The 23614-nt window shown below is 69.3% G+C and carries 16 protein-coding genes and 3 rRNA genes; 6 read left to right on the top strand and 13 right to left on the bottom strand.

Translation table 11 applies throughout. From position 1 onward, the window contains the following. Positions 1–3: 3 nt before the first annotated feature. On the bottom strand, positions 4–567 hold the full coding sequence (locus PS271_RS15905) for a GNAT family N-acetyltransferase (protein WP_398382508.1): 564 nt from the start codon (positions 565–567) through the stop codon (positions 4–6). A 75-nt stretch (positions 568–642) separates the two neighbouring features. Between PS271_RS15905 and PS271_RS15900 the strand changes: the two genes are divergently transcribed. Further along, positions 643–1668 carry a hydroxyacid dehydrogenase gene (locus PS271_RS15900; RefSeq protein ID WP_398382507.1) on the top strand — a complete coding sequence of 342 codons (1026 nt, stop codon included), beginning with the start codon at positions 643–645 and terminating at the stop codon, positions 1666–1668. 88 nt (positions 1669–1756) lie between these two features. On the opposite strand, the gene rrf is transcribed toward PS271_RS15900, so the two are convergent. The 5 genes from rrf to PS271_RS15875 form a co-directional block, all read right to left on the bottom strand. Beyond that, positions 1757–1873 (bottom strand): 5S ribosomal RNA (rrf, locus tag PS271_RS15895). A gap of 76 nt (positions 1874–1949) precedes the next feature. After that, positions 1950–5070 (bottom strand): 23S ribosomal RNA (locus PS271_RS15890). A gap of 277 nt (positions 5071–5347) precedes the next feature. After that, positions 5348–6871, bottom strand: a 16S ribosomal RNA gene (locus PS271_RS15885). Together the 16S, 23S and 5S rRNA genes form the textbook arrangement of a ribosomal RNA operon. 600 nt (positions 6872–7471) lie before the next feature. After that, the gene (locus PS271_RS15880) at positions 7472–7945 is read right to left on the bottom strand and encodes a hypothetical protein (protein ID WP_398382506.1); all 474 of its coding nucleotides are present in this window, start codon (positions 7943–7945) and stop codon (positions 7472–7474) included. A 37-nt stretch (positions 7946–7982) separates the two neighbouring features. Continuing rightward, entirely contained in the window at positions 7983–8336 is a 354-nt protein-coding gene (locus PS271_RS15875) for an SH3 domain-containing protein (RefSeq protein WP_398382505.1), read from the bottom strand. 189 nt (positions 8337–8525) lie between these two features. Here PS271_RS15875 and PS271_RS15870 point away from each other — a divergent pair, with 189 nt between their 5' ends. Further along, positions 8526–10712 (top strand): serine/threonine-protein kinase, encoded by a 2187-nt coding sequence (locus PS271_RS15870; protein WP_398382504.1) that lies wholly within the window; start codon positions 8526–8528, stop codon positions 10710–10712. A 98-nt stretch (positions 10713–10810) separates the two neighbouring features. On the opposite strand, the gene ilvD is transcribed toward PS271_RS15870, so the two are convergent. The 4 genes from ilvD to PS271_RS15850 all read right to left on the bottom strand — a co-directional run bounded on the left by ilvD (position 10811) and on the right by PS271_RS15850 (position 15326). Next, positions 10811–12664 (bottom strand): dihydroxy-acid dehydratase, encoded by a 1854-nt coding sequence (gene ilvD / locus PS271_RS15865; RefSeq protein WP_398382503.1) that lies wholly within the window; start codon positions 12662–12664, stop codon positions 10811–10813. A 163-nt stretch (positions 12665–12827) separates the two neighbouring features. Continuing rightward, on the bottom strand, positions 12828–13466 hold the full coding sequence (locus PS271_RS15860) for a TetR/AcrR family transcriptional regulator (protein WP_398382502.1): 639 nt from the start codon (positions 13464–13466) through the stop codon (positions 12828–12830). Continuing rightward, the gene (locus tag PS271_RS15855) at positions 13463–14287 is read right to left on the bottom strand and encodes a sugar phosphate isomerase/epimerase family protein (protein WP_398382501.1); all 825 of its coding nucleotides are present in this window, start codon (positions 14285–14287) and stop codon (positions 13463–13465) included. The genes PS271_RS15860 and PS271_RS15855 overlap by 4 nt, the downstream gene beginning before the upstream one ends. 97 nt (positions 14288–14384) lie before the next feature. Beyond that, positions 14385–15326 (bottom strand): Ppx/GppA family phosphatase, encoded by a 942-nt coding sequence (locus PS271_RS15850; RefSeq protein ID WP_398382500.1) that lies wholly within the window; start codon positions 15324–15326, stop codon positions 14385–14387. Positions 15327–15371: 45 nt separating this feature from the next. Here PS271_RS15850 and PS271_RS15845 point away from each other — a divergent pair, with 45 nt between their 5' ends. Continuing rightward, positions 15372–16181 carry a DUF3109 family protein gene (locus tag PS271_RS15845; protein ID WP_398382499.1) on the top strand — a complete coding sequence of 270 codons (810 nt, stop codon included), beginning with the start codon at positions 15372–15374 and terminating at the stop codon, positions 16179–16181. Between the two features lie 294 nt (positions 16182–16475). Here PS271_RS15845 and PS271_RS15840 read toward each other — a convergent pair whose 3' ends face one another. After that, on the bottom strand, positions 16476–18092 hold the full coding sequence (locus PS271_RS15840) for a BACON domain-containing protein (protein WP_398382498.1): 1617 nt from the start codon (positions 18090–18092) through the stop codon (positions 16476–16478). A 354-nt stretch (positions 18093–18446) separates the two neighbouring features. On the opposite strand from PS271_RS15840, the gene radA reads away from it, so the two are divergent. Both radA and disA read left to right on the top strand, forming a co-directional pair. Beyond that, positions 18447–19898, top strand: a complete 1452-nt coding sequence (gene radA, locus PS271_RS15835) for a DNA repair protein RadA (RefSeq protein WP_398382497.1) — start codon at positions 18447–18449, stop codon at positions 19896–19898. Between the two features lie 122 nt (positions 19899–20020). Further along, positions 20021–21145, top strand: a complete 1125-nt coding sequence (gene disA, locus PS271_RS15830) for a DNA integrity scanning diadenylate cyclase DisA (RefSeq protein WP_356289684.1) — start codon at positions 20021–20023, stop codon at positions 21143–21145. Between the two features lie 176 nt (positions 21146–21321). Here the strand turns inward: disA and PS271_RS15825 are convergent, their stop codons facing one another. Then, complete coding sequence (locus tag PS271_RS15825; RefSeq protein ID WP_398382496.1) at positions 21322–22143, bottom strand: hypothetical protein; 822 nt, start codon at positions 22141–22143, stop codon at positions 21322–21324. A 184-nt stretch (positions 22144–22327) separates the two neighbouring features. On the opposite strand from PS271_RS15825, the gene PS271_RS15820 reads away from it, so the two are divergent. Continuing rightward, positions 22328–22918, top strand: a complete 591-nt coding sequence (locus PS271_RS15820; protein WP_398382495.1) for a phosphatase PAP2 family protein — start codon at positions 22328–22330, stop codon at positions 22916–22918. Positions 22919–22949: 31 nt separating this feature from the next. Here the strand turns inward: PS271_RS15820 and PS271_RS15815 are convergent, their stop codons facing one another. After that, positions 22950–23438 (bottom strand): pyridoxamine 5'-phosphate oxidase, encoded by a 489-nt coding sequence (locus PS271_RS15815; RefSeq protein WP_398382494.1) that lies wholly within the window; start codon positions 23436–23438, stop codon positions 22950–22952. Positions 23439–23614 lie beyond the last annotated feature (176 nt).

Below are 23614 nucleotides of genomic sequence, written 5' to 3'. Positions count from 1 at the left end.
AGTTCAGCCGGCGGGGCGGACGAGCTCGAGCTCGTACTCCTTCGCCTGCGGATCGTCGGGCATCGCCACGGTGAGGCCGGACGGCACGAAGCCGGCCTTGCGGTAGACGGAAAGAGCACGGCCGTTGTCCTCGTGGACGAAGAGGCGTATGCGCTCGACCGCGGGCTCGGACAACTCCCAGGACCATGCGACGGCCGCGGAGAAGAGCGCCTGGATGATGCCCTTCCCACGGGCTTCGGGGCGAACGAAGACTCCGACGATGTGTGTCTGGGGAACGGACGGGGCGCCGCCGAAGACGGTCTCCTCGTCGGCGTCCGGAAGCTCGACCAGAACGGTGAGGGAGCCGTCCCACGTCCCGTCAGGCGCCTCAGCAACAAAGGTGATGACACTGCGCGCCTCGGAGCTCCCCCGGGCCCTCTCCTGCCAATAGCTGTCGGGCTGCGCGGAGGCCTTCTCGTAGGTGTCGAGGAAAGCGATGGGCGCCACCGGATCCGAAAGCGCCACCAGCCGCAGTTCCTTGGACTTCTCCCAATCGTCCGCGCGTACGGGCCTGATGATGTGCTCCATCTCTTGATCGTCGCCCCGGATGGTTGGCATAGGCAATGTGTTTTCGCTCTCGGCCGGGAGGGCAGAGGGCTGCCCATGACGGAAGCGCGCGCGGATGGTGTTGCGGTGGTCATGGGCGCCGAGGAACTGGGGGTGGTGATGCCCGCCGATCTGCGGAAGCGGCTGCAGGAGTTGACGGGCCGTGCGGTGAGCGTGGGCGTCCCCTCAGGAGGCTGGGAAAAGCTGGGGCTGGAGGATGTGGAGGTCCTCGTCACGGGGTGGGGGTGCCCGCCCCTGACGAAGGCCGTGCTCGACCGCGCGCCACGGCTGAGGGCAGTGGTCCACGCGGCCGGATCAGTTAAGTGGCTGGTGACGGAGGAGGTATGGGCACGCGGGATCGTGGTCTCGTCGGCGGCAGAGGCCAATGCGGGCCCGGTCGCCGACTTCACCCTCGCGGTGATCGCGCTCGCGGCGAAGGACACCCTGTCGATGGCCGCGGCGTACGCGAACGGCCGCTGGCCGGCTTTCGCGCAGAGGCGGGGAGCGGACGGCCGCACGGTGGGTGTCATCGGCGCTTCGCGGATCGGCCGCAGGGTGATGGCCGGGCTACGGGCCTCGGCGGCCGGGTACCGGGTGCTGCTCTACGACCCGTACGTGGGGGAAGAGGAAGCCGAGCGGATGGGGGTGAATGACGGGGAACGGGTGGAGCGGGTGGAGCGCCTGGCGGACTTGTGCCGGGCAGCGGACATCGTGACGGTCCACGCACCGGAAACCCCGGAAACGCGCCGGCTGCTGGACGGAGAGCACCTGGCCCTCATTCCGGACGGTGGGACGGTCATCAACACGGCGCGGGGGTCCATCGTCGACACGGAGGCGCTGGAGCGGGAGTGCGCGTCGGGGCGGTTGAGCGCATGGCTCGATGTGACGGCCCCGGAACCGCTGGAACGGGGCCGGCTGCTGTTCCGGCTACCGAATGTGGTGGTGACGCCGCACATTGCCGGAGCCCAGGGAAGTGAGGGACGGCGGCTGGGGATTTGGGCAATAGAGGAAGTGGTGCGGTGGAGGAGAGGAGAAAGGCTGGTGGGAGAAGTACGGAGGGAGGAGCTGGGGAGACTGGCTTGAGGGTTATGGGAGTGGGGAGGGTGCTGGAAAACGCGAAAAAGCCCTGGCAGGAACTCTAAGGTTCCCACCAGGGCTTTCTCTAAAAATTGTTCGGCGGCGTCCTACTCTCCCACACGGTCCCCCATGCAGTACCATCGGCGCTGAAAGGCTTAGCTTCCGGGTTCGGAATGTAACCGGGCGTTTCCCTAACGCTATGACCACCGAAACACTATGAAATTGAACTCCAGCCGGATATTGGCGAGTTCGTTACTTCAGAACTAACACAGTGGACGCGAGCAACTGAGGACAAGCCCTCGGCCTATTAGTACCAGTCAGCTCCAACCGTTACCGGTCTTCCACACCTGGCCTATCAACCCAGTCGTCTACTGGGAGCCTTACCCCATCAAGTGGGTGGGAGTCCTCATCTCGAAGCAGGCTTCCCGCTTAGATGCTTTCAGCGGTTATCCCTCCCGAACGTAGCCAACCAGCCATGCCCTTGGCAGGACAACTGGCACACCAGAGGTTCGTCCGTCCCGGTCCTCTCGTACTAGGGACAGCCCTTCTCAAGACTCCTACGCGCACAGCGGATAGGGACCGAACTGTCTCACGACGTTCTAAACCCAGCTCGCGTACCGCTTTAATGGGCGAACAGCCCAACCCTTGGGACCGACTCCAGCCCCAGGATGCGACGAGCCGACATCGAGGTGCCAAACCATCCCGTCGATATGGACTCTTGGGGAAGATCAGCCTGTTATCCCCGGGGTACCTTTTATCCGTTGAGCGACGGCGCTTCCACAAGCCACCGCCGGATCACTAGTCCCGACTTTCGTCCCTGCTCGACCCGTCGGTCTCACAGTCAAGCTCCCTTGTGCACTTACACTCAACACCTGATTGCCAACCAGGCTGAGGGAACCTTTGGGCGCCTCCGTTACTCTTTAGGAGGCAACCGCCCCAGTTAAACTACCCACCAGACACTGTCCCTGATCCGGATCACGGACCCAGGTTAGACATCCAGCACGACCAGAGTGGTATTTCAACGACGACTCCACCATGGCTGGCGCCATGACTTCACAGTCTCCCACCTATCCTACACAAGCCGAACCGAACACCAATATCAAGCTATAGTAAAGGTCCCGGGGTCTTTCCGTCCTGCTGCGCGAAACGAGCATCTTTACTCGTAGTGCAATTTCACCGGGCCTATGGTTGAGACAGTCGAGAAGTCGTTACGCCATTCGTGCAGGTCGGAACTTACCCGACAAGGAATTTCGCTACCTTAGGATGGTTATAGTTACCACCGCCGTTTACTGGCGCTTAAGTTCTCAGCTTCGCCTGAACGAATCCAAGCTAACCGGTCCCCTTAACGTTCCAGCACCGGGCAGGCGTCAGTCCGTATACATCGCCTTACGGCTTCGCACGGACCTGTGTTTTTAGTAAACAGTCGCTTCTCGCTGGTCTCTGCGGCCACCCCCAGCTCAGAGTGCAAGACTCATCACCGGTTGTGGCCCCCCTTCTCCCGAAGTTACGGGGGCATTTTGCCGAGTTCCTTAACCATAGTTCACCCGAACGCCTCGGTATTCTCTACCTGACCACCTGAGTCGGTTTAGGGTACGGGCCGCCATGAAACTCGCTAGAGGCTTTTCTCGACAGCATAGGATCATCCACTTCACCACAATCGGCTCGGCATCAGGTCTCAGGCTTCATGCTGTCCGGATTTGCCTGGACAGCGCCCTACACCCTTACCCCGGGACTACCACCGCCCGGGCTGGACTACCTTCCTGCGTCACCCCATCGCTTACCTACTACCACCTTGGGTCAGCGGCTCCACCACTCCCCTTTCCCCGAAGGGTCCAGGGCGGCTTCACGGCCTTAGCATTAATGGATTCGATATTGGGCGTTTCAAAGCGGGTACCGGAATATCAACCGGTTGTCCATCGACTACGCCTGTCGGCCTCGCCTTAGGTCCCGACTTACCCTGGGCAGATCAGCTTGACCCAGGAACCCTTAGTCAATCGGCGCACACGTTTCCCACGTGTGTATCGCTACTCATGCCTGCATTCTCACTCGTGAACCGTCCACAACTCGCTTCCGCGGCTGCTTCACCCGGCACACGACGCTCCCCTACCCATCACAGCCTCCGTTGGGAGTATTGCTGCAATGACACGACTTCGGCGGTACGCTTGAGCCCCGCTACATTGTCGGCGCGGAATCACTTGACCAGTGAGCTATTACGCACTCTTTCAAGGGTGGCTGCTTCTAAGCCAACCTCCTGGTTGTCTCTGCGACTCCACATCCTTTCCCACTTAGCGTACGCTTAGGGGCCTTAGTCGATGCTCTGGGCTGTTTCCCTCTCGACCATGGAGCTTATCCCCCACAGTCTCACTGCCGCGCTCTCACTTACCGGCATTCGGAGTTTGGCTAAGGTCAGTAACCCGGTAGGGCCCATCGCCTATCCAGTGCTCTACCTCCGGCAAGAAACACACGACGCTGCACCTAAATGCATTTCGGGGAGAACCAGCTATCACGGAGTTTGATTGGCCTTTCACCCCTAACCACAGGTCATCCCCCAGGTTTTCAACCCTGGTGGGTTCGGTCCTCCACGAAGTCTTACCTCCGCTTCAACCTGCCCATGGCTAGATCACTCCGCTTCGGGTCTTGGGCGCGCTACTCAATCGCCCTATTCGGACTCGCTTTCGCTACGGCTTCCCCACACGGGTTAACCTCGCAACACACCGCAAACTCGCAGGCTCATTCTTCAAAAGGCACGCAGTCACGACTTGCAAGCAAGCTTGCAAGCGACGCTCCCACGGCTTGTAGGCACACGGTTTCAGGTACTATTTCACTCCGCTCCCGCGGTACTTTTCACCATTCCCTCACGGTACTATCCGCTATCGGTCACCAGGGAATATTTAGGCTTAACGGGTGGTCCCGCCAGATTCACACGGGATTTCTCGGGCCCCGTGCTACTTGGGTGTCTCTTAAACGAGCCGCATAGATTTCAGCTACGGGGGTCTTACCCTCTACGCCGGACCTTTCGCATGTCCTTCGCCTATCCATACGGTTTCTGACTCGTCTCACAGCCGGCAGACTATGAAAAAGAGATCCCACAACCCCGCATGCGCAACCCCTGCCGGGTATCACACACATACGGTTTGGCCTCATCCGGTTTCGCTCGCCACTACTCCCGGAATCACGGTTGTTTTCTCTTCCTGCGGGTACTGAGATGTTTCACTTCCCCGCGTTCCCTCCACACTGCCTATGTGTTCAGCAGCGGGTGACAGCCCATGACGACTGCCGGGTTTCCCCATTCGGACACCCCCGGATCAAAGCTCGGTTGACAGCTCCCCGGGGCCTATCGCGGCCTCCCACGTCCTTCATCGGTTCCTGGTGCCAAGGCATCCACCGTGCGCCCTTAAAAACTTGGCCACAGATGCTCGCGTCCACTGTGCAGTTCTCAAGCAACGACCAGCCACCCATCACCCCCGGACCAAAACCCGGAGTTCACTGGGGCCGGCGTCAAGAAGGACGAGCAACGCTCGTACCCTCAGACACCCAACAGCGTGCCCGGCCCAGCCACTCACTCTCTGTGTTCCACGCCGAAGCAGTACTAACAGGGAGATCCTGAACTGTGCCGAATAGTCAACGTTCCACCCATGAGCAACCGTGCAAGTCATTCGCTTGCAGTCGGCTATATGCTCCTTAGAAAGGAGGTGATCCAGCCGCACCTTCCGGTACGGCTACCTTGTTACGACTTCGTCCCAATCGCCAGTCCCACCTTCGACGGCTCCCTCCACAAGGGTTGGGCCACCGGCTTCGGGTGTTACCGACTTTCGTGACGTGACGGGCGGTGTGTACAAGGCCCGGGAACGTATTCACCGCAGCAATGCTGATCTGCGATTACTAGCAACTCCAACTTCATGGGGTCGAGTTGCAGACCCCAATCCGAACTGAGACCGGCTTTTTGAGATTCGCTCCACCTCACGGTATCGCAGCTCATTGTACCGGCCATTGTAGCACGTGTGCAGCCCAAGACATAAGGGGCATGATGACTTGACGTCGTCCCCACCTTCCTCCGAGTTGACCCCGGCAGTCTCCTGTGAGTCCCCATCACCCCGAAGGGCATGCTGGCAACACAGGACAAGGGTTGCGCTCGTTGCGGGACTTAACCCAACATCTCACGACACGAGCTGACGACAGCCATGCACCACCTGTACACCGACCACAAGGGGGCGACCATCTCTGGCCGTTTCCGGTGTATGTCAAGCCTTGGTAAGGTTCTTCGCGTTGCGTCGAATTAAGCCACATGCTCCGCTGCTTGTGCGGGCCCCCGTCAATTCCTTTGAGTTTTAGCCTTGCGGCCGTACTCCCCAGGCGGGGAACTTAATGCGTTAGCTGCGGCACGGACGACGTGGAATGTCGCCCACACCTAGTTCCCAACGTTTACGGCGTGGACTACCAGGGTATCTAATCCTGTTCGCTCCCCACGCTTTCGCTCCTCAGCGTCAGTATCGGCCCAGAGATCCGCCTTCGCCACCGGTGTTCCTCCTGATATCTGCGCATTTCACCGCTACACCAGGAATTCCGATCTCCCCTACCGAACTCTAGCCTGCCCGTATCGAATGCAGACCCGGGGTTAAGCCCCGGGCTTTCACATCCGACGTGACAAGCCGCCTACGAGCTCTTTACGCCCAATAATTCCGGACAACGCTTGCGCCCTACGTATTACCGCGGCTGCTGGCACGTAGTTAGCCGGCGCTTCTTCTGCAGGTACCGTCACTTTCGCTTCTTCCCTGCTGAAAGAGGTTTACAACCCGAAGGCCGTCATCCCTCACGCGGCGTCGCTGCATCAGGCTTTCGCCCATTGTGCAATATTCCCCACTGCTGCCTCCCGTAGGAGTCTGGGCCGTGTCTCAGTCCCAGTGTGGCCGGTCGCCCTCTCAGGCCGGCTACCCGTCGTCGCCTTGGTAGGCCATCACCCCACCAACAAGCTGATAGGCCGCGGGCTCATCCTGCACCGCCGGAGCTTTCCACCTTTGAAGATGCCTTCAAAGGTCATATCCGGTATTAGACCCCGTTTCCAGGGCTTGTCCCAGAGTGCAGGGCAGATTGCCCACGTGTTACTCACCCGTTCGCCACTAATCCACCCCGAAGGGCTTCATCGTTCGACTTGCATGTGTTAAGCACGCCGCCAGCGTTCGTCCTGAGCCAGGATCAAACTCTCCGTGAATGTTTACCGGTAATCCGGTCATACACCACGAGAGCGGAACAACCAGGAGGAATAATCCCGGTCGTTCACAGCGTCCTCGCTGTGTGCCTTCCCCTAGAGGAAGGACTTTCAAAGGAACCGCGTCCCGATCAAACATGACCGGAGACGGGGTATTTTATAGTCTGGCGTTGACTTTTGGCACGCTGTTGAGTTCTCAAGGAACGGACGCTTCCTTTGTACTCACCCTCTCGGGCTTTCCTCCGGGCGCTTCCCTTCGTTGTTTCCAACCTTACCAGATCCGTTTTCCGTTCCGTTTCCGGTTCAGATTCCGTTTCCGGCCCCCTGTTGGAGCGGGGTTTGTTTCGCGCCTTCCGGCGTGATCACTACTTTAGCGGATTTCCCCGGCGACTCCTAATCGGAGTCCGAGGCCTTCCCGATCCGAATTCCGGCACGCCGAAATTCATCCCGTTCAGGGGCCGTGCAGTAGTGAGTGCCGCCGGTGCGGCTCGAGTGTCGTCCCGTTGTCCTTGCGGACCCCGTGGCAACTCGGAGAACACTACACGAGGTTCCGGGGCCCTGTTGCCACCCCCCTCGCCCCGCCTTCGCACCCCGTGCCGGCGCCTACCGCTTGCGCCGTCCCTTGCCCTTCCGCTCCGTCCGCCGCTCGTACCGGGCGACGGCCTCCTCGTACTCCCGGCGGTGGAGCTCCTCGCCCGGCGCTTCCTTGAAGGTGCGGAGGGCGTAGGCCAGGAGGGCGCCGATGAAGCCGATCATCATCAGGCTCTGCATCGACCGTTCGGCGTGCGGGTCGGCCGCGGGGTCGGGCCGGCGGCCGAAGCGTTCCCAGGTGCGCCGGAAGGCCAGGGCGCTGCACACCGCGAAGGCGACGACCACCATCGTGTTGACCAGGCCGCCGACCTTGGCGATGGCCAGGCCCTCGTAGCCGAAGCGCAGGACCAGGGCTCCCGCGGCCGCCGCGGCCAGCGCGCCGACGCATGTGCCGGCTCGCCGCAGCGCGTATCCACCGTCGTGATTCAGCCACGTGGTGCCGTAGAACCTGATCGGTTCCGGCCGGGGTCCCGTCTGGTCGCTCATGTCTCGATTATGAGCGGAGGGCTATGCAGCGGAGGGGCTAGGAGCAGCGGATCGTCACGAAGCCGTCGGCGCCGGTCTTCACGTAGGCGTCCGACACGTACTGGCCGGGGGCGATGCTGTCCCAGATGTCGGTGGTGCCGTACGGGCCCGTGATCGTTTCGCCGCGGGTCTGGCAGCGGATGGCGACGCGGGAGTCCTCGGGGAGGACCCGGACGATCTGGCTGCCGGTGTTCGGGCCGCGGCGCACGTTGACCTGCTGGCCGGGGGCCACCGGGTAGTAGACGGTGGCGGCGGCCGACCGGGCGGACAGGTTCGAGGCCCCGGCCTTCGTCTCGCTCTCATCCGCGTTCACGTTCTCGCCCGCGTTCTCGTTGATCTCGCTGGTGGCCATGCGGCCCTCCCCCGTTATGCGCGTTCACCGTCGATCAATGATGCGTTGATCGCTGCTGTGTAGATCAATGACATGCGATGTCATGTGCAGGCTAGCAAGGCGCGGCACGCCTCCCGGGATTGCCGGATGCCATCTATTAGGCTCCGGACGCCGCGCTTTTGGCGGCCGACAGACAACGGGGGTGGGGGAATGCCGCCGCTGCGCAGTGCCGGAACGGGGCCGGAAGCGGAGGATCCGGGTTACGCCGGTGAGTACCGGCTGGAAGGGCGCCTCGGGTCCGGCGGCATGGGCGTGGTGCATCTGGCGCGCTCCGCTTCGGGGCTGCGGCTCGCGGTCAAGGTGGTGCACGCCGAATATGCGGTGGACCCCGAGTTCAGGGCGCGGTTTCGCCAGGAGGTGGCGGCTGCCCGGCGGGTGAGCGGGGCATTCACCGCGCCCGTCGTGGATGCGGATCCCGACGGCGAGCGCCCGTGGATGGCGACGCTCTACATTCCCGGTCCCACGCTTTCCGAGCGAGTGAAACGGAACGGTCCTCTTGCTCCGGAGGACGTACGGCGCCTGGCGGCCGGACTGGCGGAGGCGCTGCGGGACATCCACCGGGCCGGGGTCGTGCACCGCGATCTCAAGCCGAGCAATGTGCTGCTGGCCGAGGACGGCCCGAAGGTCATCGACTTCGGGATCTCGCGCCCGTACGACAGCGAGCTGCGGACCGAGACGGGGAAGCTGATCGGGACGCCGCCGTTCATGGCGCCCGAGCAGTTCCAGCGGCCGCGGGAGGTGGGGCCGGCGGCGGATGTGTTCGCGCTGGCGTCGCTGCTCGTGCACGCGGCGACCGGGCGGGGGCCGTTCGAGTCCGAGAGCCCGTACATCGTGGCGTACCAGGTCGTGCACACCGATCCCGATCTGACGGGGGTGCCGGCCGATCTCGTACCGCTGATCCAGGACTGTCTGGCGAAGGATCCGGAGCGGCGGCCGACGCCGGACGCGATCATGGCTCGGCTGCCGCGCGAGTTGCGGCAGGGCGGGGCTCGCCGGATCGAGACCGCCGTCCCGGACGCTTCGGTTCCCACGCATGTGCGCGTCCCCTGGCCCCGGGATGACGCCGAGGAGTCCCCGAGCCCGCTCGCTCCCGGCTCCGTGCCGTCGCGCAGGCGGCGCCGTATGCCGTGGCTCGTTTCCGCCGGTGTGGCGACCGCGGCACTGGTGGCGGGCGGGATGTGGGCGCTGAACCGTGGCGGGGACACGGAGCAGCCGTTGCAGACGCGGCCGACGGTCGCCTCCGCGGACTGGCGGCCGTGGGAGGTGCCGGTGCCGGAGGGTGCGACGGGGGCGTGCGCGTACGGAGGGGAGGCGCTGTTCTGCTCCGCGCGGGGTGTGCAGGCGGCGCGCATCGAGGCCTCGGGCGGGAAGGTCGCCTGGCAGAAGACCGCTCCGGGTGCCGGCGGGAGCGGTGAGACCGGTCCCGTGCCCGCTCCCGTCGTCTCCGGAGGTCTCGTGCACGTCCTGTCGCCGGACGGCCGGAAGCTGTCGGCGCTGGAGCCGTCGACGGGGGAGCCGCGCTGGACGCGGGACGTCTCCGCGTACCCCGGGCGGGTCTACCACGCGGGCGACACCGTACTGCTGGTCGCCGGGGACGGGACGGTGACGGCGGTCGACGGCGGTACGAACAAGGAGCGCTGGCGGCACGGGCTCGGGCTGCCGGGGCACTCCACGCCGGTGTTCTCCTTCTACGGCAAGGGGCGCGCCGCACCGGCCGGCGGATCGAGGCAGCCGGTGTACGCCGTGGCCCCCGCCGGCCAGGGGCAGCACCGGACGCGGATCCTCGCGCTCGATCCGGAGCGCGGGACGACGCTGTGGGAGCGGACGGCCGACGGCGATCTGACGGCTGTCGGCGCGGGGACGGGCGGCGCGCTGTTCCTGACGGCACCCGACCGGGACAACCGGGTGTCGGCCGTCGTCCGCTACGACCCGGAGACGCGGCGGGAGACGCGTGTGCCGCTCGCTGCGCCGCTCAACGTGGCGAGTGCGGTGGCGCGGGGCGATGCGGTGTACGTGCTGTCCATGGACGGTGGGCTCACTGCCGTGGGTGAGAAGCGACAGCTGTGGCGCCTGGACACGTCCGTGGCGAACGCGTCCGCGCTGGTCGCCGCCGATGACGACCGCTTGTACTTCTCCGCGGCGGACGGGCGGCTGCTGGCCGTCGACACCGCGAAGGGGGCGCTCCTCGGCCAGACGTCCCCGCGGCCGGCCCACGGCGGGCGCGGCTACCTCGACCTGCCGCCCGCGCCCGTCGCGGCGGACGGAAAGGTCTTCGGCACGGCCCCCGACGGGACGGTCTTCGCGGTGAGCGCGGGGGATCCGGGGCGCTGGCGCTGAGGCCGACCGTGGCCGGCGGTACCGGGCCTCAGCCCCGCGCCCCACCGACCCACCGCCCCGCCGATCCTCCGGCCCGCCGCCCCTCCGTCAGGCCCCCGTTACCCCTCCAGCAGGCTGACGTCCCGCACCGCGCCCCGGTCCGCGCTCGTGGCCATGGCCGCGTACGCGCGCAGCGCCGCCGAGACCTTGCGTTCGCGGTTCTTCGGGGCGTACGTGCCGCCCAGTGCCGCGCGCCGCGCGTCGAGCTCGGGCTCCTCCACGAGGAGTTCGATGGAGCGGTTCGGGATGTCGATGCGGATGCGGTCGCCGTCCTGCACGAGCGCGATCGTGCCGCCCGAAGCGGCCTCCGGCGAGGCGTGGCCGATCGACAGGCCCGACGTGCCGCCGGAGAAGCGGCCGTCCGTCACGAGGGCGCAGGCCTTGCCGAGGCCGCGGCCCTTGAGGAAGGACGTGGGGTAGAGCATCTCCTGCATGCCGGGGCCGCCGCGCGGGCCCTCGTAGCGGATGACGACGACGTCGCCCTCCTTGATCGACTTGGTGAGGATCTTGTCGACGGCCTCTTCCTGCGACTCGCAGACGACGGCCGGGCCCTCGAACGTCCAGATCGACTCGTCGACGCCCGCCGTCTTCACGACGCACCCGTCGACGGCGAGGTTGCCCTTCAGGACGGCCAGTCCGCCGTCCTTGGAGTAGGCGTGGGCGGCGTCGCGGATGCAGCCGCCGGCCGCGTCGACGTCCAGCGACTCCCAGCGCTCGGACTGCGAGAACGCGGTGGCGGAGCGGACGCAGCCGGGGGCGGCGTGCCAGAGCTCGACGGCCTCGGGGGTCGGCGAGCCGCCGCGGACGTCCCAGGCCTCCAGCCACTCCTTGATGCCGGGCGAGTGGACGGTGTGCACGTCCTCGTTGAGGAGGCCCGCGCGGTAGAGCTCGCCGAGGATGGCGGGGATGCCGCCGGCGCGGTGGACGTCCTCCATGTAGTAGGTGCCGCCGGGGGCGACGTTGGGGGCGACCTTGGCCAGGCAGGGGACGCGGCGCGAGACGGCGTCGATGTCGCTCAGGTCGTAGTCGAGCCCGGCCTCCTGCGCGGCGGCGAGGAGGTGGAGGATCGTGTTGGTCGAGCCGCCCATGGCGATGTCGAGGGCCATGGCGTTGTCGAAGGCGGCGCGGGTGGCGATGTTGCGCGGCAGGACGGACTCGTCGCCGTCCTCGTAGTAGCGCTTGGTGATCTCGACGACCGTGCGGGCGGCGTTCTCGTAGAGGGCCTTGCGGGCGGTGTGCGTGGCGAGGACGGAGCCGTTGCCCGGCAGGGAGAGGCCGATGGCCTCGGTGAGGCAGTTCATGGAGTTGGCGGTGAACATGCCGGAACAGGAGCCGCAGGTCGGGCAGGCGTTCTCCTCGATGCGCAGCACGTCCTCGTCGGAGACGTTCTCGTTGACCGCGTCGACGATGGCGTTGATGAGGTCGAGCTTGCGGACCGTGCCGTCGACGAGGGTGGCCTGGCCGGCCTCCATGGGGCCGCCGGAGACGAAGACGACGGGGATGTTGAGGCGCATGGCGGCCATCAGCATGCCCGGGGTGATCTTGTCGCAGTTGGAGATGCAGATCAGGGCGTCGGCGCAGTGGGCCTCGACCATGTACTCGACGGAGTCGGCGATCAGGTCGCGCGAGGGCAGCGAGTAGAGCATGCCGGCGTGGCCCATGGCGATGCCGTCGTCCACGGCGATGGTGTTGAACTCGCGGGGCACGGCGCCGGCCGCCTTGATCGCCTCGGAGACGATCCGGCCGACCGGGGCGAGGTGGGTGTGGCCCGGGACGAACTCGGTGAAGGAGTTGGCCACCGCGATGATCGGCTTGCCGATGTCCTCGCTCGCTACGCCCGAGGCCCGCATGAGGGCGCGGGCGCCCGCCATGTTGCGGCCGTGGGTGACGGTGCGGGACCTCAGCTCGGGCATCCTGCTCCACTCCTCGCAGTTGCGTGGGCGCCGCCGCGCGGGGCGGGCGCCTCTCCTCCGCCGTACCGGCGTCTTTCGAGCCTACGCCCGTACTCCAGGGGGCGGACAGGTTCTCCGCCATGTGAGACGCGCGTCCGCGGGGCGGTGAGCTCCGGAGGAGTTCCTACGCGTCGTCCCCCGCCAGGTGCCGCTGCACCGCCGGGGCCACCATCGCCACCACCTGCTCGACGTCCGCCGACGCCAGCGGCTCGACCTTGATCACGTAGCGCAGCATGGCGACGCCGACGAGGTTGGCGGCCGCCAGCTCCGAGCGCAGCCGGGCGTCGGGGACGCCGAGCTCGCCCGCGATGCGGGACATGAGCCTGCGGGTGACGAGGTCGCGGAAGACCGCGGCGGCGGTCTCGTTGGCGACGGCCGAGCGGACGATCGCGAGGAGCTGTTCACGGGTGGCCGGGTCCTCCCAGACGCCGAGGATGAAGCGGGTGAGCCGCTCCCCCAGCGTGTCCGGGCCGCCGGACTGGATGACGTCCGGCGCTTCGAGTGCAGGTGCGAAGTCCGTCTCGATCGCGGCGGCGAAGATCTGTTCCTTGGGACCGTAGTAGTGGTGGACGAGCGCCGGGTCGACGTCCGCGCCCCTGGCGATGGCGCGGATGGAGGCGCGGTCGTAGCCGCGGGCGGCGAATTCGGCGCGGGCGGCGGCGAGGATGCGCTCGCGGGCGCCGGGGCCGCTGCCCGCGTCCGTACGGGCGGGGCGGCCGCGCCTGCGGGGGGCTCCGGCGCCGCCGGGGGCTGCCGCGGTCATGGCCGGGGCACGCGGGTGGGCGAGGCCAGGTGGAGCCGGGTGAAGGCGAGGGCCTCGGCGAGGTCGGCCTCGCGCTCGGCCGCGGACATGGCGCGGCGGGTGTTGACCTCGATGACCACGTGCCCGTCGAAGCCGCGGGTCGCCAGCCGCTCCAGCACCTCGGCGCAGGGCTGCTTGCCGCGGCCGGGCACGAGGTGCTCGTCCTTGGCGGAGCCGTTGCCGTCGGCGAGGTGGATGTGGGCGAGCCGGTCGCCCATGCGGTCGAGCATCGCGAGGGCGTCCGTACGGGCGGTGGAGGTGTGCGAGAGGTCGACCGTGAAGTGGCGGTAGTCGTCCTTGGTGACGTCCCAGTCGGGCGCGTAGGCGAGCATCTCGCGGTCGCGGTAGCGCCACGGATACATGTTCTCGACCGCAAAGCGGACGTCGGTTTCCTCGGCCATCCGCCAGATGCCGCGGACGAAGTCGCGGGCGTAGCCGCGCTGCCAGCGGAACGGCGGGTGGACGACGACGGTGCTCGCGCCGAGCTTCTCGGCGGCCGCCCGGGCGCGCTGGAGCTTGACCCAGGGGTCGGTCGACCAGACGCGCTGGGTGATCAGCAGGCAAGGGGCGTGCACGGCGAGGATGGGCACCTGGTGGTAGTCGGACAGGCGGCGGAGCGCCTCGATGTCCTGGCTGACCGGGTCGGTCCACACCATGACCTCGACGCCGTCGTAGCCCAGGCGGGCGGCGATCTCGAAGGCCGTCGCCGTCGACTCGGGATAGACCGAGGCCGTGGACAGCGCGACCTTCGCATCCGGGATGCGCACCACTGGCTCTGTCACGAGGGACAGCGTACGACCGCCTCTCGTACGGCGGGCGGGTACCTCCCATGTGGCGGGTCCGCCTCCCCTGGTGGTGCGGCGGGCCCGTTCTACGGGGTCAGCTTCCGGCCGCCGCCGGCAGGTGGTCCAGCCTGCGCAGGATGACGCCCTCGCGCAGTGCCCACGGGCAGATCTCCAGCTCGTCCACGCCGAACAGGTCCATCGCGCCCTCCGCGACCAGCGCGCCCGCGAGCAGCTGGTGCGCCCGGCCCTCCGACACGCCGGGCAGCTGGGCGCGCCGGTCGGCGGTCATCGCGGCGAGCCGCGGCACCCAGTCCTCCAGGGCGCGGCGGGTCAGGGCGCGCTGCACGTACAGGCCGTCGGTGGAGCGGGCGGCGCCCGCGATGCGGGCGAGCTGCTTGAAGGTCTTGGAGGTGGCCACGACGTGGTCCGGCGCGCCGAGCCGCGCGAAGTCGCCGACGATGCGGGCGATCTGGGCGCGGACGTGGCGGCGCAGGGCACGGACGTCCGTGGGGTCGGGCGGGTCCCCGGGCAGCCACGCGGAGGTGAGGCGGCCGGCGCCGAGGGGGAGGGAGGCGGCGGCGTCCGGATCCTCGTCCAGGCCGAAAGCGATCTCCAGAGAACCGCCGCCGATGTCGAGCACCAGCAGTTTTCCGGCCGACCAGCCGAACCAGCGGCGGGCGGCCAGGAACGTCAGGCGGGCCTCCTCCTCGCCGGTCAGGACCGGCAGTGTGAGGCCCGTCTCCTTCTGCACCCGGGCCAGGACGGCGTCCGCGTTGGCGGCCTCGCGGACGGCGGACGTCGCGAACGGCAGGACGTCCTCGCAGCCCTTGTCCTCGGCGGCTTGCAGGGCGTCCTGGAGGACGGCGACCAGCCGGTCTATCCCGGCATCGCTGATCGCGCCGTCGTCGTCGAGGAGCTGGGCGAGGCGCAGCTCGGTCTTGTGGGAGTGGGCGGGCAGGGGGCGCGCGCCCGGGTGCGCGTCCACCACGAGCAGATGCACCGTATTCGAACCCACGTCGAGGACACCGAGTCTCATGGCCTGAACGCTACTGCGGCCGCCGGGGGCGCATAGGCTGGAGGGGTGGCAAAGACGAAGAAGGCCAAGCCGGGCAAAAAGCGCGAACAGCAGACCTCCGACGAGGTCGGGCTGGACTTCGCGCGCGCCTGGGTCGAGTTCCCCGACCCCGCGGACGACGAGCAGGTCTTCCGCTGCGACCTGACCTGGCTGACCTCGCGCTGGACGTGCATCTTCGGCAGCGGCTGCCAGGGCATCCAGGCGGGGCGCGCCGACGACGGCTGCTGCACCCTGGGCGCGCACTTCTCCGACGAGGACGACGAGAAGCGGGTCGCCGGGCACGTGGCGCGGCTCACGCCGGAGATGTGGCAGTTCCACGACGTGGGCACGGACTCCGGCTGGACGCAGCTCGACGAGGACGGCGAGCGGCAGACGCGCCGCTGGAAGGGCTCCTGCATCTTCCAGAACCGGCCCGGCTTCGCGGGCGGCGCGGGGTGCTCCCTGCACATCCTGGCCCTCAAGGAGGGCCGCGAGCCGCTGGAGACCAAGCCGGACGTCTGCTGGCAGCTGCCGGTGCGGCGCACGTACGACTGGATCGACCGGCCGGACGACACGCGCGTGCTGCAGATCTCCATCGGGGAGTACGACCGCCGGGGCTGGGGCCCGGGCGGCCACGACCTGCACTGGTGGTGCACGTCGGCCACGTCCGCGCACGGCGCCGGCGAGCCGGTCTATGTCACGTACCGGCCCGAACTCACGGAGATGATGGGCAAGGAGGCCTACGACCGCCTCGCCGAACTCTGCGAGGACCGCCTGGCCGCGCTGCTCCCGATGGCCCCGCACCCGGCGGACCCGAAGCCGGGGGCGCGCCGCTAGGCGTTCGACGCGGAGCCGCCGCCCGGCCCGGTGCCCGGCCCGCACCCCTGAAGCCGCCGCCGCGGTGATCAGCCACCACGATGTGACCGGCGGTGCCGTGCCCCCCCCCCACGGCCCGGCTCGGCACCGCCGAACTGCGGCGTTGTGGTTGCGCACCGTCGCGGCGGAGGAGAGTGTGCGGCCGGCACCCCTGAAGCCGCCGCAGCGGTGATCAGCCACCACGATGTGACCGGCGGTGCCGTGCCCCCCCCCCCCCACGCCGGATTCGTGCTCGCCGCGGCGCGCCAGGTGGGGTCAGCCCGTCGACGGTGACGGGGGTGCCGGCGTCGGTGAGGGCGGCGGTGGTGGGGACTGGGTGGCGGCCGGGGTGGAGACGACCGGGCGGCCTCGGCCCTCGATCGTTACCGTCGTGCCGCCCGGGGCGATGACGACCCGGGCCCGCCACGGCCCCACCGGCTCGCGTTCCGCGTCGATCCCGACCACGACGGTCGTGGTCTGCCCGGGCTGGAGGACGCCGCCCGGCTTGCTCAGCCGTAGCCAGGGCGCATCGGCCGTCATGGACCACACCACCGCCTGACCGCCGCTCGCCGTGAGCGTGACGATCGTGGCGGTACCGCTGGGCTGGGCACTGACCGCCAGCCGGCCGGGGGCGGGCGCGGGGTCGCCCGGGGCGGGCGGCCCGGCGTTGCCGTCCGCCGGGGACGGCGGGGCGGCGCTGCCGGCCTGCGGGGGCGGTACGGGCCGGCCGTCGGGGCCGATGACGGCGACCGACACCTCGGTGACCAGGCGCCCGGGCGTACCGCCCGTGCTGCCGACGGGCCGCGGGGCGGGGCCGGGCCCTCGGTAGGGGCGTTCGCGGGCGGCGGCGCCGGTCTCCTTCGCGGAGACGGCCGCGGCGTCCGGGCGCGACTCCCCCGTCTCCGGCGCGCCGTGCCACGCGGCCCACAGGGCGAGCACGGGCGCGGCGACGACGGTGGCGACGACGGCCGTGGTGACGGCCCGGCTGCGCAGCCGCCCGCGCCGCGCCGTGCGGTCCTTGGGGTCGACGGGATAGCCGCGCCGGTCGAAGCGCGGCACGGCGGACGCGTGGGCGCCGCGCTGCCGCCCGCCCGCGCCCGCCGCGGACAGCATCGCGGCGTACGCGTCGGCTCTGGGCGCTTCGAGGACGGGCAGCGGTGCGGAGGACGCCGCCGTACCGGGCCAGGGCTCCCCCGCGGTGGCCCGCTCGGCGGTGCGGCGGCAGTCGGCGCAGTCATCGACGTGCCGGACCAGCTCGCGCCGCAGGGCCGCGCCGAGCAGCACCTGGGTGTCGCCCGCGAAGCGGGCGACGACGGGGCAGCGGCCCGCCTCCACGACGGCCAGGGCCGTGCGCGTGCGCTCGACCTCGCAGGCCGCGGAGGACAGCAGGGCCCGCGCGGCGTCGCCCTCCACGCCGAGGACGGCGGCGACCTCGGAGGCGGTCAGACCGTGCCGGACGGCCAGTTCGAGCGCTTCGCGCTGCTCGGCGGTGGTTCCGGCGGCCTCGGGCCAGGCGAGCAGGGCCAGCTCCGCCCGCCGGCGCGGGTCGGGCGGGGCGGGGGCCTCCCCGGCGGCGGGGCCGGGGGCGTCCGGCGCGGCGAGGCGCCGCAGGCAGGCCCAGCGGGCGAGGGCGTAGAGCCAGGGGCGGCGCAGTTCCTCGTCGGCGGGGGCGCGGTCGGCGCGCTTCTCGGCGAGGGCGAGGACCTCCCCGAGGGCGGCGGTCGCGGCGTCGTGCTCGCACAGGACCGACAGGCAGTAGGTGAAGAGCCCGTCGAGGTGGGGGTCGTACTTCATGGGCGGCCGCTGCGCGAGGGTCGCGTGGGGACCGGGCGCGTCGAGGGCCACGGTGCCCGCCGCGGTTACGGGGCCGTGGGCGGCGTCCGCCTCAGGCACTGGCTGAACGGTCTGATTGCCCCGAGGCGCGCGGGCCTCGCGCGGCGCACCGCGGTGTGCGCGATGCGCGCCGGTGGCGGGCGGGCGGTGCTCTGGCCTCCTGGTCATCATCCCGGCGACGGTAGGCGGGTGACGGGCCGTTGCTGCCGCTGCCGACCCAGGTTTAACCCATTCGGGTGATGTTCTCCCATAAAATGGGGACACTGCCGCGCCGTCCCTCCCGTGTTTCCGGGAGAGGTGCTCCGTACAGCAGGAACTTGCAAAAACGGATGGCGTCCCGGTTCTGGTAAAGGGCCGTAGCGCAAAGAGCCGTCGCGAGCGGCGTTGTCAGTGGCTCCCGCTACGGTGGCTCGCATGGCTGCCCGTACCGCACGCCCGTCCGCCAAGGACCGGCCCTCCTACCGCTGCACCGAGTGCGGCTGGACCACGGTCAAGTGGCTCGGCCGCTGCCCCGAGTGCCAGGCGTGGGGCACGGTCGAGGAGTTCGGCGCGCCCGCGGTGCGGACGACCGCGCCCGGCCGCGTGTCCACCGCCGCGCTGCCCATCGGCCAGGTTGACGGCCGGCAGGCCACCGCGCGCAGCACGGGAGTGGACGAGCTGGACCGCGTCCTGGGCGGCGGGCTCGTGCCGGGGGCGGTGGTGCTGATCGCGGGCGAGCCGGGCGTCGGCAAGTCGACGCTCCTGCTGGACGTGGCGGCGAAGGCCGCCTCCGAGGAGCACCGCACGCTGTATGTGACGGGTGAGGAGTCAGCGAGCCAGGTGCGCCTGCGGGCGGACCGCATCGGGGCGATCGACGACCACTTGTATCTGGCGGCCGAGACGGATCTGGCGGCCGTGCTCGGGCACCTCGACTCCGTCAAGCCGTCCCTGCTGGTCCTGGACTCGGTGCAGACGGTGGCCTCGCCGGAGATCGACGGCGCGCCGGGCGGCATGGCGCAGGTGCGCGAGGTGGCGGGCGCCCTGATCCGGGCCTCCAAGGAGCGGGGCATGGCCACGCTCCTGGTCGGTCACGTCACCAAGGACGGGGCGATCGCGGGCCCGCGCCTGCTGGAGCACCTGGTGGACGTGGTGCTGAGCTTCGAGGGCGACCGGCACGCGCGCCTGCGGCTGGTGCGCGGCGTGAAGAACCGCTACGGGGCGACGGACGAGGTCGGCTGCTTCGAGCTGCACGACGAGGGCATCACCGGTCTGGCCGATCCGAGCGGCCTGTTCCTCACCCGCCGCGCCGAGCCCGTCCCGGGCACGTGTCTGACGGTGACGCTGGAGGGCCGCCGGCCGCTGGTGGCCGAGGTGCAGGCGCTGACGGTCGATTCGCAGATCCCCTCGCCGCGCCGCACGACGTCCGGCCTGGAGACGTCGCGGGTGTCGATGATGCTGGCGGTGCTGGAGCAGCGGGGCAGGATCAGCGCGCTCGGCAAGCGGGACATCTACAGCGCCACGGTGGGCGGCGTGAAGCTGTCGGAGCCCGCGGCGGACCTGGCGGTCGCCCTGGCCCTGGCCAGTGCCGCCAGCGACACCCCCCTGCCGAAGAACCTGGTGGCGATCGGCGAGGTGGGCCTGGCCGGCGAGGTCCGGCGGGTCACCGGAGTGCAGCGGCGGCTGGCGGAGGCGGCCCGGCTGGGCTTCACGCACGCGCTGGTGCCGGGCGATCCGGGGAAGGTGCCGAGCGGCATGCGCGTCCTCGAAGTCGCGGACATAGGCGAGGCGCTTCGAGTGCTCCCCAAGCGGGTACCCCGGGAGAACCGGCGCCGAGCCGGGTCGGACGCCCCGGCCGGGGAGAGCCCTGTCGGCCCTGTTCAAGCGTGAGGGGGCCCTCTTTAATAGGCTGGAGGCCCGAACACGCCAGTAGACTTTGCCCTGGTCTCGCCCGTACGTACGGAAAACCGGGCGGGCTGCGGCACCGTTGACCTTGCGACCGGAGGAGTGCAGTGGCAGCCAACGACCGGGCATCGGGCCCCGGCAAGGCCGGGGGTTCCTCCGGTGCCGACGGTCTGATGCGCGCCTCGCTGAGCGCCGTCGCGCCCGGCACGGCCTTGCGCGACGGCCTGGAGCGCGTCCTCCGCGGCAATACGGGCGGCCTGATCGTCCTGGGCATGGACAAGACGGTGGAGTCCATGTGCACGGGCGGTTTCGTCCTGGACGTGGAGTTCAGTGCCACGCGCCTGCGCGAGCTGTGCAAGCTGGACGGCGCCCTGATCCTCGACAAGGACATCACCAAGATCGTGCGGGCGGGCGTGCAGCTCCTGCCGGACGCGTCGATCCCCACCGAGGAGACCGGCACCCGGCACCGCACGGCGCAGCGCGTCTCCATCCAGTGCGGCTTCCCCGTGGTGTCGGTCAGCCAGTCGATGCGCCTGATCGCCCTGTACGTGGGCGGTGAGCGGCGCGTCCTGGAGGAGTCCGGGGCGATCCTCTCCCGGGCCAACCAGGCCCTGGCCACCCTGGAGCGCTACAAGCTCCGGCTGGACGAGGTCGCGGGCACCCTCTCCGCCCTGGAGATCGAGGATCTGGTGACGGTCCGCGACGTGACCGCGGTCTGCCAGCGCCTGGAGCTGGTCCGCCGCATCGCCACGGAGATCGCGGAGTACGTGGTGGAGCTGGGCACCGACGGCCGCCTGCTCTCCCTCCAGCTGGACGAGCTGATCGCCGGCGTCGAGCCCGAGCGCGACCTCGTCGTGCGGGACTACGTCCCGGAGCCGACCGCCAAGCGCACCCGCACGGTCCCCGAGGCCCTGTCCGAGCTGGACTCCCTCACCCACCCCGAGCTGCTCGAACTGCCCATCGTGGCGCGCGCCCTGGGCTACAGCGGCTCCCCGGAGACGCTGGACTCCGCGGTGTCGCCGCGCGGCTACCGCCTGCTGGCGAAGGTGCCGCGGCTGCCGGGCGCGATCATAGAGCGGCTGGTCGACCACTTCGGCGGCTTGCAGAAGCTGCTGGCCGCCAGCGTGGACGACCTCCAGACGGTCGACGGGGTCGGCGAGGCCCGTGCCCGCTCGGTCCGCGAGGGGCTGTCGCGGCTTGCGGAGTCCTCGATCCTGGAGCGGTACGTCTAAGCGGTATGCCCGGCTGTGCGGCATACCCGGCTAAGGGGCACGTCCGGCTGAGCGATATGCCCGGCTGAGCGGTACGTCGTCCAGCGGGATCTCGGACGGCATGTCCAAGAACCCGAGAACAGCACATCCAGCCGGAGCGTTACCCCCGGCCGGGTGTCCTGTCGTACGCCCGGCCGTCAGTCCTTCTCCAGGGTGAATTCCACCTTTTCGGTGACGCCCGCAATTCTGACCTCGGCCCGGTACTTGCCGGTGCCCGCCGCCCCGTCACCGGAAGGCGTCGCGCAGTGCGGCGCGCTGCGCTTGCGGTCCCATTCCACGGTGCGCTTGGTCTCACCCGAACCGGGGAGCTCGACGAGCGCCGGGCCCGTGGCGCGGGGACAGTCGTCGGAAGCCCACACGCGGTCGTCACCGTCGATTTGCGTGATCTTCATAATCGCGGCGGTGGCACCGAAGTTGAGCTTGCAGGCACTGCCGCCGGAGTTCTTCACCACGATCTCGAACTTCGGCTTCTCGTCGGGCCGGTAGGCGTCCTTGACGCTGCGGATCGCGATCCGCACCGCGCCCGGCGAGCAGTCGGGCAGGGACGAGCCGATCGGCACGGCCTTGCCGTCGCCGGTGCCGAGGGCGCCACCGCCGCCGGTGCCCGTCGTGCCGCCGCCGCCCGTACCGGAGCCGCCGGCCCCGGACGCGCCCGTGCCGCTGCCGCCGCTGCCGGCGGAGCCGCTGGAGCCGCCGCTGGCCGACTCGCCGCGGCCGCCCGGGCGTTGGCTGTAGTGCGGGCCGGAGGGCACCGGGCCGGGGGTGATGGTGGTGCTGTCGCCCGGGTTCTTCCCGTCCGTGCCCTTGCCCTGGTCGTCGCCGGAGCCGCCGTCACCCCCGAGGGTGACGAACCAGAGCCCCAGCAGAACGAGAAGGCCGAGCAGGCCAAGCGCAACTGCCCTCCGCCGCCAATAGATGGAGGAGGGAAGCGGCCCGATCGGATTGCGCAGTGATCCCACGCGAAGACTCTACGAGACAACGGCTGGGGCACCAGCCCCTACCCGCCGGGTGGGTGCCGGATTTTCTCATCATCGGTCCGCCGCGGGCCGATTTTCCCTTGCTGCCATCTGACGAAAGTCGGACGGTGTACATGCCGATAGCCCGGTGTGGCGCGCAAGTGACGGTCCGTAGGCTCCCGGGACCATGGACACCGTGGACAACGACCTCTATCGCGACGTCACCGAATTCGCCCGCTCCACACCGGAGTGGGTGCACACCCTTGCGGAAATCGGCACCGAGGCCGGGCTGTTGCTGCTGATGGCCGTGGCCGTCGCCGTGTGGTGGCACAACCGGCGCACGGGGGCGCGCGGGGTCGCGCTCGCGCTGCTCGTGCCGGTCACCACGGCGATCGCGTACGGCATCAGCGAGGTCGTCAAGAGCCTGGTGGACGAGGAGCGGCCGTGCCGGGCGGTGCACGGCGCGGTGACCTCGCTGGCGGCGTGCCCGCCGCACGGCGACTGGTCGTTCCCGAGCAACCACGCCACCCTCGCCGCGGCCCTCGCGACGGGGATCGTCCTCGCCCGGCGGGCGCTCGTGTGGGCCGTGCTGCCCATGGCTCTGCTCGTCGCGTTCTCGCGGGTCTTCCTCGGCGTGCACTACCCGCACGACGTGGCCGCGGGGCTGGTGCTCGGCGTGCTCGTGGCGCTGCTCGGCGGGCTGCTGCTCGTACGGCCGGCCGCGGGGCTGGTGGAACGGGCCGAGCGGGGGCGGCTGCGGGTGCTCGTCAAGGCGTAGCGGTCAGGGGTGGAGGTTCAGGCGTAGGGGTTCAGGCCGCGGGGCGGGTCCACTCCGACTTGTGGCCGAAGCCCTGCCCGTTGTCGATCAGGCGCAGCCAGCCGGGGCGCAGCTCCCACAGGTCGGTGCGCTCCATTGCCTGGCGGAGGCGGTCGTTGTGGTCGACGTACGGGAAGCGCTCGCTGTAGGCGCGCCAGGCGGTCTCGCGTTCGGTGCCCTCCAGGCGGCGGCAGATGCCGCGGCCTTGAATGCCCGTCAGGGCCGTCCACACCTGGCCGTCGCGCTGAGCGGTGAAGGCGACGGTGCCGGTGCCGGTGCCCTTGGTGAGGGCGCGGCCGTGGCGGGTGGTGGCCGAGGTGACGAACAGCAGCGCCGTGTCGTCGCCGGCGGCGAGGGCGTAGAGCACGGCGCACGCCTGCGGGCCGTCCTCGTCGGCGTAGGCCAGGGTCAGGGTCGAGTGCGCGTCGAGCGCCGCCCGGATGTCCAACGGCGGCCGCGCCTGCGCTTCGCTCTCGCTCATGGCCCCATTCCACCCTGCCGCGCGGTGCGGGGCCAGCTGGAACGCGTCGGTACCGGCGACATCACCTTCCGCCGGACCCACGGCGTGGGGGTACTTCGCCGTTGCGGCGGGCTTTCGGTCCGGCCCTGCGGGCCGACCAGGACGGTACGACTGCCGTAGCTGGTCCTTCCGCCGGA

Source organism: Streptomyces sp. SCA2-17, assembly GCF_044336695.1.
The sequence above is the reverse complement of the archived record's forward strand: the minus strand, read 5'-3'. Positions and strand labels throughout refer to the sequence as shown.